The sequence below is a fragment of the Pseudomonas sp. BF-B-15 genome, from assembly GCF_019946675.1.
GTDB lineage: Bacteria > Pseudomonadota > Gammaproteobacteria > Pseudomonadales > Pseudomonadaceae > Aquipseudomonas > Aquipseudomonas migulae.
Genome location: NZ_JAGYFZ010000015.1, coordinates 73,761 through 84,685 on the forward strand (window position 1 = coordinate 73,761; position 10,925 = coordinate 84,685).

9 protein-coding genes are annotated in these 10,925 nt (G+C 59.5%); 2 read left to right on the plus strand and 7 right to left on the minus strand.

From position 1 onward, the window contains the following. Nucleotides 1-40 precede the first annotated feature (40 nt). Nucleotides 41-847, minus strand: coding sequence for a class I SAM-dependent methyltransferase (locus KGA97_RS07515; RefSeq protein WP_223480507.1), 807 nt, complete (start codon nt 845-847; stop codon nt 41-43). 169 nt (nt 848-1,016) lie between these two features. Here KGA97_RS07515 and KGA97_RS07520 point away from each other — a divergent pair, with 169 nt between their 5' ends. Next, nucleotides 1,017-1,412, plus strand: a complete 396-nt coding sequence (locus tag KGA97_RS07520) for a hypothetical protein (protein WP_223480508.1) — start codon at nt 1,017-1,019, stop codon at nt 1,410-1,412. Here the strand turns inward: KGA97_RS07520 and KGA97_RS07525 are convergent. The 6 genes from KGA97_RS07525 to KGA97_RS07550 form a co-directional block, all read right to left on the minus strand. Further along, a complete protein-coding gene (locus KGA97_RS07525; RefSeq protein WP_207286177.1) occupies nt 1,403-2,830 on the minus strand; it encodes a sigma-54-dependent transcriptional regulator in 1,428 nt (475 codons plus the stop codon). The two genes, KGA97_RS07520 and KGA97_RS07525, sit on opposite strands and share 10 nt — an antisense overlap. After that, nucleotides 2,799-4,295, minus strand: a complete 1,497-nt coding sequence (locus KGA97_RS07530) for a sensor histidine kinase (protein WP_008034155.1) — start codon at nt 4,293-4,295, stop codon at nt 2,799-2,801. Before KGA97_RS07530 ends, KGA97_RS07525 begins: the two co-directional genes overlap by 32 nt. 104 nt (nt 4,296-4,399) lie before the next feature. Then, nucleotides 4,400-5,416 (minus strand): SCO family protein, encoded by a 1,017-nt coding sequence (locus KGA97_RS07535; protein ID WP_008043625.1) that lies wholly within the window; start codon nt 5,414-5,416, stop codon nt 4,400-4,402. 17 nt (nt 5,417-5,433) lie between these two features. Beyond that, entirely contained in the window at nt 5,434-8,241 is a 2,808-nt protein-coding gene (locus KGA97_RS07540) for a multicopper oxidase domain-containing protein (protein ID WP_223480509.1), read from the minus strand. A gap of 183 nt (nt 8,242-8,424) precedes the next feature. After that, entirely contained in the window at nt 8,425-9,873 is a 1,449-nt protein-coding gene (locus tag KGA97_RS07545; protein ID WP_223480510.1) for a sensor histidine kinase, read from the minus strand. A gap of 256 nt (nt 9,874-10,129) precedes the next feature. Next, nucleotides 10,130-10,309, minus strand: a complete 180-nt coding sequence (locus KGA97_RS07550) for a hypothetical protein (protein WP_157222791.1) — start codon at nt 10,307-10,309, stop codon at nt 10,130-10,132. A 124-nt stretch (nt 10,310-10,433) separates the two neighbouring features. Here KGA97_RS07550 and KGA97_RS07555 point away from each other — a divergent pair, with 124 nt between their 5' ends. Further along, on the plus strand, nt 10,434-10,805 hold the full coding sequence (locus tag KGA97_RS07555; RefSeq protein WP_008034164.1) for a DUF6124 family protein: 372 nt from the start codon (nt 10,434-10,436) through the stop codon (nt 10,803-10,805). The last annotated feature ends 120 nt before the right edge of the window (nt 10,806-10,925 follow it).

A 10,925-nucleotide genomic window follows, 5' to 3' on the forward strand; every position in this document is an offset into this window, starting at 1 on the left:
CCTGCTCGCGATAGGGGCAACTCATTTTCGGCTCAAAAACTCAGCACTTCACCCCCACCCACGTAAAACACAACGGCAACTGCGCCTCTCGCTGCTGATACTGATCATAAATCTCCTCCCGATTGGAATGCGGATATTCCTTGAAGTGGCTGATCTGCAACCCCGCCTCGATGGCGCCGGTAAACATCTCGCTGAGGGTGTGGACGAACCAGTAGGACGTCGCGGCCTGCTGTTCGACCTTGCCTTCGTAGACGATCGGCTGGTCCTGCACGAAAGGTTCGCGGCGGAAGTACGAAGTGACCGGGCGAAAGGGATCGTCTGATTCGGGGTCGAACATTTCCAGGAACGGGTGGGTTTCGTACACCACCAACGCCCCGCCGGGCTTGAGGGTGCGGGCGACGTGGCGGAAGAATTCGCCAATGTCCGGCATCCAGCCCAATACGCCGATGGTGATCAGGGCCACATCGAACCGGTGGTGCAGTTCACTCGGCAGGTGATGAATGTCGGCCTCGACGAATTCAGGCGCGTGCGGCGAGCGGGAAGCCAGTTCCCGCGCTTGGTCGAGAAACGCTGCGGACTGGTCAACGCCGACGACGCTGCGGGCACCGAGCGCAAACAGTGCAAGACTTTCGCGGCCGTTGTTGCAGCCCAGTTGCACCACGTCTTTGCCATCGACACCGACCTGCTCCAGCACGCCGCGCAACGTGTCGTCGATGCAGCAGAAATCGCCCAGTGCCACGGCCTTCAACAGGGACGGCCATTCGGGATTGTCTTTGTGGTGTCGGGCGGAGTCATTCCACGCATCGCGGTTGCTGGCGATGGCTTTTTCTTTGGTCAGCATTTCCATTGCACGCTCCAGAACTCGGGTTTATCAGACCGGCCCGAGTCTAGATCAGCGTTTTTGAAAAACCCATGTAGCGTTTGTTGGAATGTTGTAAGCCGGCAACGCCCCCGTACGGCAGCTATAGTTAATGGCCTTGGGGAATTGCGGGACAACCGATTTCGCAGGTGCTGCCATGAAACACACCGATTTGATGCTGTTGTTCATCTTCTGCCTGACCGCCACCACGGGGGTTCACGCGGATGACAACCTGACGCCGCCGTCCGGGTACAGCAGCGAGTTCAACTATTACGGCGAAAACCAGCCGTTCGCCCACCCCGTTCCGCCGACGTTGAGCACGGTGCCACCGCGCTCGTACATTCCCACGGCGCCGCAGGATTTCATCCCGATCTCCAGCGAGCACGTGTTCTCCGATTCACGGTTGCCGACCGTCGCGGATGCCACCGTCCGGGTGTTCATCCGCTCCTATGACCCGGAACTCGGCGTCTACGTGAACGAAGAAGTCGTCGACCCGACCTGCCTGCTGGCCTGCCTCAGTCGGCAGGGCCAGGCGACGCCCGTCTACCACTGACGCTTGTCCGGGCGGGCGAGGCCGAGTTTTTCGATCCGGTAACGCAGCATGTCGCGGCTCAAACCCAGCAGACGCGCGGACTTGGTGACGTTCCAGTCGGTCTTGTCGAGCATCTTGCGCACCATGTCGCGCTCGACCTCCGGCAGGTTCATCGACTCGTTGCCGTTGTACGCCGGGCGCACTTCGTTATGGGGCGCCTCGGGCATCGCCACCGGCTCGTCCACCAGGCTCAGGCAGACGTTCAACTGGTGCGCGGCGATGGTGTCGTACTGGGCCAGCAGCACGGTTTGTTCGAGCATGTTGCGCAACTCGCGCACGTTGCCCGGCCAGCTGTAGCTCATGAGCAATTCTTCGGCCTGTTCGCTGAAATGCAGGTTCGGTTTGCCATAGCGTTTGCCGTGGATGGCGAGGAAGTGCCGGGCCAGCAACAGGACGTCTTCGCCACGGGTATAAAGGCGCGGCACCTTGATCGAAATGATACGCAAACGGAAGAACAGGTCGCGGCGGAACTTGCCCTGCTGGACCATTTGTTCGAGGTTGCAATTGGTTGCGCTGATCACCCGCAAATCAACCTTGCGCTCCTTCACCGAACCGACCCGGCGAATGGTCCGGTCTTCCAGCAGCTTCAGCAGTTTGGCTTGCAGCAGCAGGTCCATTTCCCCGACTTCATCGAGAAACAAGGTGCCGCCATCCGCCGCTTCCACAAGGCCGACGCGACGGTCCTTGGCGTCGGTGAATGCCCCCTTCTCGTGGCCGAACAGCTCCGACTCCACCAGATTGGAGGGAATCGACGCGCAGTTGAATTCAATGAACGGGCCCTTGCTGCGCGGGCCGTCGAAATGCAGCGCGCGGGCCACCAGTTCCTTGCCGGTGCCCGTCTCGCCTTCCACCAGCACCGGCGGCAAATCGGCGTTGGCCATCCGGCGCTCCGCGTCGAGCAACTGGCCGATGGTGTTTTTCAGGAAGACCATGGGCCCCGATTCGCCGATCAACGCCTGCACCCCTGACTTCTGCGCTTCGCGTTCCTGATAGAACGACAGCGTGCGCTCCATCCGCTCGGTGGCCAGGGCCTTATCCAGCAACAGCTTCAGTTCCGGCAGCGCCACCGGTTTGGTGACGTAATGGAACGCGCCTTCTTTCATCGCCACCACGGCGTCTTCGACATTGCCGTAGCCGGTCATCATGATCACTTTCAGATCCGGTGCGCTGATACGCAGCTTCTGGATCAGATCGTGACCGCTCATGCCCGGCAACGAGTTGTCGGTCAGTACGACGTCCGGGGCAAACGTGTTCATTTGCTTCAGCGCATCTTCAGCCGAGTGGCAGACCGTCACCTCGAAGTCTTTGCGTTCCAGGTAGGTCTGAAGATTCCCGGCGAGGATTTCGTCATCCTCGACCAGCAGAATGCTGTACCCCATATTCCCCTCCCGTTGCCACTTTGAAGTTCAGACAAACGCGGGTTCCTTCCTGCTCCTGGCTGGTCAGTTCGACCGAACCTTCAAAACGCTCCATTATTCTTTTGACCAGGGCCAGGCCCACACCCAACCCGCCTTGCTTGGTGGTGAAAAACGGTTTGAAAACCATTTGTTGTTGCTGTTTGGTCATGCCCTTGCCGGTATCGCTCAGGGTCATGCGCAAGAGTCCGGACTGCGGCGACTCGATATCGATGCTCAGCACGCCGCCCTTGGGCATGGCTTCCAGGGCATTGGCGAACAGGCTATTGAGAATTTGCGTGAGCAGCACCTGTTGGCTGACGACCGGTGGGCAAACCTGCGGTGTGAATCGGACTTCGACACCGGAGCGCTTGATCAGCGCGTCAAAGGCACTCAGGGTGTCGTCGATGGCCAACACCAGGTCTACCGTTTCGTAGTCGTCATTCACCGGCCGCAACGACACCAGCAACTCGCGAACCCAGCGCGACATGCGATCGACCTGGTTGATGATGTCGCCAATGTTCTTCTGCGCGCTCTGACTGGCGATTTCCTGGGCCAGTTCAGCGCTGGAGCGAATGTTCGCCAGCGGGTTGCGCAAACTGTGGGCTACGGCCGAAGACATTTCCCCCAGCGCGACGAAGGTTTCGTTGGCAATCAGCTGTTTCTGCTGGCTCTCGATCAGCTTCGCCGCACGCCGCACAATCCAGAACAGCCCCAAGTAGATGGCGGCACCACCGAGCACGGTGGCCAGCCAGATGGCCTTGAAACCGCGCTGGATACGTTCAACCAGATCAGTAGGCTCCTTGTAGACCTCGACCATGGCGATGACTTTGCTTTTGTCGGCGTTGAACATCGGGATGTAGTTTTCAACGAACAGGTACTGGGGCTCGTGCAACAGTTTTTGTTCGGGACGTTCTTCATCGACTTCGTGGTAGCTGGTGGAAACGGGTTCCTTCATTTCGAAAGACTCGTCCAGTTCATCGTCGTCTTCGATGCGTACGCCGATCAGCTCCGGGTTGGTCGACCAGACCACGGTGCGATCCTGGGCATACACCGTGGCCAACAGCAGGTCCGGCAGGTTCGCCACATGATCGAGAAACTCGATGCGCGCCGCAGCACGTGCGCCCGGATTCACGTCGGGATGGGCGTTATCCAGGCGAGAATCGAGCATTTCGCCCATGGTTCTTTCCGGGGAAATCGATGCGTGGCGAATTTCGGCAGCACCGATGGCCTGGATAAATTGCGCGGTCAGCATGGAATCGCGTTCGATGCTCTCCTCCACCACGAAACGGGTGGAGATGTACCCCAGCCCCGCCGCCACGGCGGCAATGATCAAAAAACTGGCAAAGGAAAACCAGCGCAGCAGATTGAATTCGCCACGCCAGCTCGTGCATTCCCCCGCCGGAAGGTTCGACGGAGCAGGTACTTTTTGTTGTTCGAGTATCTGCATGGTGGGTCCTGAATTCGGTACTGGCTTGAAGCCTATTCAGTGGCGTTTCGCATCAGTGTAGGTGTCATTGATCGAGTCGGCGGTTCAATGATAGTAATTCGCCGCTATGGCACCTGCGCCGCTTGCAACGATTGCTGACGATCGGTTTCCTCCTGCAAAAAATCTATGATGGACTGCGCCGCTTTCTCATCAAGGCGCAGGTTTGGCATCGGGATTTTGTCGAAGCGTTGAAACAGTTCCAGCGCGATCGGGTCTTTTTCGGCCAGCATGCGATCCGGTTCGCGGATCCAGCGATTGAGCCAGGCGGGATCGCGCACGCGGGTTACGCCGATCAGGTCCGGACCGATGGCGCGCATGCCGATGCCCTGCCCGTCTTGCGGCCCGAGGCTGTGGCACGAGGCGCAACGGGTGCGAAACAACTCTTCGCCGTTGCTCGGCGGGCGGATCTCGGGCGCATCGGCATAATTTTCTTCAACACTGGGTTGCTTCCAGTTCTGCAAGGTATTGGCCAACTGATCGGCGAGGATCCATGGGTTCTCGAACGGTGAGGCTTTCATCCAGCGACCGGTGCCCTGGTTGCCGACGATCAGGCTCAGGTTGTGGTCCTTGCTGCGACCGTTGTCGACGCCCTCGATGAACAGCCCGAGCTTTTTGCGCAGGTCGGTGACGGCCTCGAACTCCCCGGTGAGGAACTGCCAGCCCGGTCCGACTTTGAAGCGCTGCGCGTAGGCCTTGAGTACCTCGGGTGTATCGCTCAACGGGTCGATGCTGATCGAATAGAAAAAAATATCCTGACCGACCCGGGGCCCCAACAACTGCTGCACCTGGCGCAGGCGCGCGGTTTCCAGCGGGCAGGAATCGCTGCACGTGGTGAAGATGAAGTTGATCACCACCACTTTGCCTTTGATCATGTCATCGAAAAAACGCACCTGCCGACCGTCCTGGTCAGTCAGCAAGGTGTTGGGAAAGTAATCGCGCCCCCAGGGTGTCGCCGATTCCGTCGGCGACGGCGACAGTGCACCTTCATGAGCGAGCAGCACCTGGCTGGCCAGCAAAAACGTCACCAGTACCAGAATCAGGTGCATGCCCAGTGCGCGGGAGCGCGGCGTGTGCAGTGTCATGTCGGCTCCCCTGCGGATCATGGCTTGATCACCACTTGTGGGCCGTAGCCATCGCCAGTGCGGAAGGTTGGCAGTGCAGCAGAGTTCACGTAGCGCACACCATCCCAGCTCGGCAGCGGAACCGGCATCAATTGCAGTTGCCCCGGTTTCTCAACGTCCCAACGCAACAACATGGAGTTGTCCTCATGTTGAGTGTTGTGGCAGTGCTCCATGTACGTTCCGGCGAATTCGCGGAAGTGGATCGCAATCTCGACGCTGTCCAGGCCGTCCTTTTCCGGACCGATGCGGTACACGTCCTTACGTGCCCATTTTTCCCATTCCGGTGGTAGCTTGCCGCCGCGACTGAGGATGATCCCCTCCTCGAAGTGCACGTGAACCGGGTGGCTCCAGCCTTCGCCGCCGAGCTTGATGTTCCACACTTCCAGCGTACCGAAGCCCGTGGCGCCGGCATCGGTCGGGCCGGAGGCCAGTTTGGTCGAGACGTTCAGCCGACGAGGGTCCATTCTGAAACCGAAACCGCCGTCGGTCTTGATTGTCCACGGCGCCGAATCGGTGCCGTCGGAACGACCGAAGGTGAAGGTGCGATGACGGGCCTTGGCCAGCAGCGCCTTGTCGGCCACATTATCGCGGTGAATTTTCAGCGGGATCATCACCAGGCCTTCAGCCTTGCCCGGTTTGGCCGGTTCATAGGCCGCCGGGTCCATGGCCAGGTCCTGGCCGGTGTAGGCCTTGACGTTGAATTGCAACACTTTGCCTATCGCCGGATCACCGTCCTCCCACTTCGGCCCCTTGCTGGATTGCCTGATGACGGCCTTGTACTTCTCGGACAGCACGTCAGCCAGGGCGACGGGTTCTTCCGGGCCCTTGCCGTCTTCGTGCACCAGCAGGTTGACGAAGAACAGCTTGTCGCCCGCCTTGACCCCGTTTTTCGAGAAGTTGACGACGATGTCGAAACGTTCGGCGATGCCCATGGTTGGCAGGATCGCGTTGTGATTTTGAGTATCGCCGTCGGCATCCAGGTCCATGGTGCCGTCGAACGGCACGGCGTGTTCCATGATGTTGCCGTCGTTGGCAATCATGTGGAACGGCACGCGGGCGTACGACAAGCCTGACCCGACAGGCCCTGGGAACTCGCCACCGGTGCCCTTGATCTCGCGCACCAGCGCCAGTTTGAAGTAGCGCGATACCGAGCCATTGAGCATGCGGAACCGATAGCTGCGGGCGCGCACATCCAGGACCGGTTTCCACTGCCAGTTGACCAGCACCTGATCACCGAGGAAGCCGTCGGTATTGAACGGGTTAAACCACAGTTGACCGTTCTTGTCCCACGCTTTATCGGCAAACAGCAGGTTGACGTCGTAGTCGCGGTTGCCCCAAGGCAAGGCGTTGCCACTGGGTAAACGCAGGTTGACGCCGTCATTCACCGCTTCATTGCCACGGTCCAGGGCGCTGTAGTAGTTCATCATCGCCGCGTTACCCTTGTAGACGTTCTGCGCGGTGAAATCGAGCATGTGGTCGTGAAACCAGTGGGTGCTCATGGTTTCGCGCCAGTCGCCACGGATCTTGATCGTGCCGTTGTCGCAGGTCTTGCGGCTGGGGATGAGGTCGTTGGTCCACAGGGTTTCGCCCGGCGAGCACGGAAAAGCTGCACGCGGGTCTGTAGCCGTGGTGTTGATGCTGTCGTAGCCAGCCAACTGGATCGGCCAGCGGTAGTCGTAGAATTGCCCGGGGAAGAAAAATGCGTTGGCATAACCGTCGCTTTCCGCCGGTTGGTGACCATTGTGTTCGTGGGTGCTGAGGGTGTGCAGACCAAAACCCATGTTCGCCGACGGGTCGATCGGCAAGGCGTTGTAATGGCGCATCAGCACGGGTTGTCCGTAACGCACCATGAGCAATTTTGGCGGCAAGGTGCCGTCGAAGGTCCAGACCGATTTGTGGTTCTGCACCGGCATTTTCGGGTGAAAACGCGCATCGACGCCTTTGGCGGTGCCTACGGTCGTCGGCAGGCCAGCCACATTGTAATAGAGGCCACCGGGGCCAAACTCGCCCATGGCATAGCGGTGCATCTGACGACTGTCACGCAACCCGGTATTCACCCGTGCGCCGGATTGCACAGTCTTGTAGGCGATCTGCGGGTAAAACTCGTTCCAGCGCTGGTGCGACCAGCCTTTTCCTGGTGGACGGCCTTCAGCCGACGAACCGATACGGCGGTTGAGGAAAAATTCGATCTGCTTCTGCCAAGGGTTGCGATCGACCACGTTGGAATAATGGCTGGGAAACGGGGTCAGTCCGGGTTGGCGCATGAAAGCGTCGAGCGCCGCACTCGGCGGAGCGCTGCGAGCGACGCTGGTGGGATCCTGTTGCGGCAGCGGGCCGATGGCGGCCGGTGGAAACGGCAACTGCGCCGCCGGGGTGGTGGGGTCGAGTTTTTCCGGACCGAACTCTTCGAACAGCACCAGTTGCTGAGTGAACGGCAGAGCACCGTACAACGGGCTGGGTTTGCCGTTGGTAGGGTAATTGAAGCTGGTCTGTATCGCCGGCGGAAGGACGTTTTCCTTGAGCGGGGTCTCTCGGGTGCCTTTGACGCCAGCCGGCAAGTCGAAGGCATCCAGGTTGGCGGGGGGCATGGTCAAAATGGCGTTCAAGGCACCTGCCTTGTCAGCCGGCTCGTCGTGATACGCCGAAGGGTCGGAAGGTGGCGGCTGCCCCTCGTCGTCGATCGGGCTGGCGCGCAGGCTCGTTGTGCCGAGCGTCATGGCCACAAAAACGCTAAGGGGCGTCAGGAGACCAAACCATTTGCAGGGGTGCAGCGCTTTTCTGTCCATCACCAGCCGCCTCGAAGTCGTGAAGGGGGTAATGGGGGTTTTGCAAGGAGCTCGCCAGACTTGCTACAGCCTATACAAACGCACTAATGCTCGTGGAAACAATGGCTTATCAACATCAATTTGCCATTCCCCGAAAAACGACTGGGGAATGACACCCGCAACCGGGGAAAGTTCGTCCCCATTTCAGGGACTGCGTTGGAACGACAGGCGAACACTTGTGCCCTCGCCCTCGCGACTGTCCAGGCTCACCGTACCGCCGCAGCGCTCCATAATCCGCTTGACCAGTACGAGCCCGACGCCGAGCCCGCCTTGCTTGGTGGTGAAAAACGGCCGAAAAGCCATGCTGCGCTGTTCCTCGTTCATGCCTCTGCCGGTATCGCTCACCACCACGCTGACGTCTCGGGCATCCGTCGGCTCCAGAATGACGGTGAGCGTGCCGCCCTGGTCCATGGCCTCCAGCGCGTTGGCCAGCAGACGGTTGAGTATCTGCGTCAACTGCATCTGCTGGCTCAGGACCATGGGCGTGTCCTTCGGCTCGAACACCACCTGAACGCAGGCCTTGGCGATCTGCTGCTCGAAGGCCATGAGGCTGTCGTGCACCGCCGCCACCAGGTTCACCGGTTCCGGTTCATCGGTGAGCGGGCGCAAGGATTGCAGCAATTCCCTGACCCACGTCGACATGCGATCGACCTGACCGATGATGTCGTTGATGTTTTGGTGCGCCGGGCCATTGTCGAACTCCAGCGCCAGTTCGGCACTGGAGCGAATGGTCGCCAACGGGTTACGCAAACTGTGGGCCACCGCCGATGACATCTCACCCAGGGCGACAAAGGTTTCGTTGGTGATCAATTGTTTTTGCTGCGCCGCCAACAGGATCGCCGCACGCCGCACGATCCAGTACAGCCCCAGATAAATCAGCCCGCCGCCCAGTGCGGTAGCCAGCCAGATCAACACCAGACCGCGCTCCATGCGGCTGATCAGGTCCTCGGGTTCCTTGTAGATCTCGACCATCGCCGTGACGTGCTCGCCGTCGGCATCGAACAGCGGAATGTAGTTTTCGATGAAGATGAATTCCGGCGGCGAGACGAACTTTTGCTCCATGCGTGTCTTGTCGACGTCGTGATAACTGGTCGACACCGGCGTCCTGGAGGCGAATGCGCGCTCAAGGTCTTCGTCGGCATGGATCGTGGTGCCCATCAATGCCGGGTTGGTCGACCAGATCACCATGCGGTCGGGGGCGTAGATGTTGGCAAGGATCACGTCAGGCAAGTGCTCGATGTGGTCGAGAAATTCGCCCCGGGCGTTGGCGCGGGCCATCGGGTCTACGTCGGGGAAATCCTTGTCCTTGCGCGGGTCCAGCAGCTCGCCCATGCTGCGCACATTGGGAATGGATACGTGGCGCACCTCGGTCAAGGCAATCGTCTGAATGAACTGCGAGGTCAGCAATGCATCGCGCTGCACGCTCTCGGTAATCACAAATCGCGTGGACACAGCCCCCAGCGCCACCGCCACCGTACCAATCACCGCCATGCTGATGAGGGAAAACCAGCGCAGCAGATTGAACGGTTGCTTTCGCGAGCTCAAGCGCACATCGCCCTCTTCGGACTGGAGCGATTGTGTGGGCATGTTCATGGGCGTACTTCCCGGCGATTCCCCCCATTGGTTATAGCCCACGGTCAGGCATTTGCCCGGTATTGGGTGTTGACGTGACGATCCCCTGTTGGATCCATCACTCGATACACGTCGTAACCGTTCGGCAAACACACATTCAGTGGTTTTGCCTTTGCAAACTGCCACGAGCACAGTCTGGCGCTTCCGCGATTTTCAGCAGTGCTTGCTCATGTTTAACCACGCGTGTTTAAAAACACTTCGTGTTACTTCGCGCAGGCTACAACGCCTTGCGCCATTGCCTACGCTTGCGCCAGAATCCGCCGGCTTGTGCGCCTTGATCTTGGGCTTTATCGTTTTCCGGTCGCTGAAAATCAGTGATCGGGTTTGGTAGCCCGAGCTGCATAAGGTGCATTGCATCGCCATTTGAGGCTTCTGGTCTCGCATTTATGGTGGTCATGCACAGGGCGCCTTCGGGCGCGCCGGTTTCCTTGTGCCCGGTCTACCAACCTGCGTATGGCCACCACCCCTCGTTTGGTAGCGAGGGTGATGGCTCCTTGTTGTTAGCATAAGGAGTTTTATTTATGTTCAAAGTAACGCCCAATCCACCGGACACCGATCCGGCATCGCCGCAAGACAATCCCGATTCAGAAGCACATCGCGAAGCTGTCAATCGCGCCCTCGATTTCTACTTCAACCCTGCCGCCCAGAACGCTCACATCAAAGCCACTCCGCGAACACCCACCACCCTGTTTATCGTCAACCCGGAGCTCGATACCGAAACCCTGCTGGCCCATGCGTGTGAATCCCTGGCATCGGCCAATGTCATGGCGACGGACCTGGCGGATCAACTGGACGGGACATGCCGCAACTCCCTGCTGGGGATTGCGCAAGTCATCATGCTGGGCGAGTTGGCGGTGAATCGGGCGCTGGATCAATTAGCCCCCACCGAGTAGCGACTGCGTCCAGCTGTCTGTAGGAGCAAGCTTGCTCGCGATGGACTCACGATCGTCGCGCTTATCCAGATAACACGCGTCTTCGTTAGCGCCCATCGCGAGCAAGCTTGCGCCTACAGG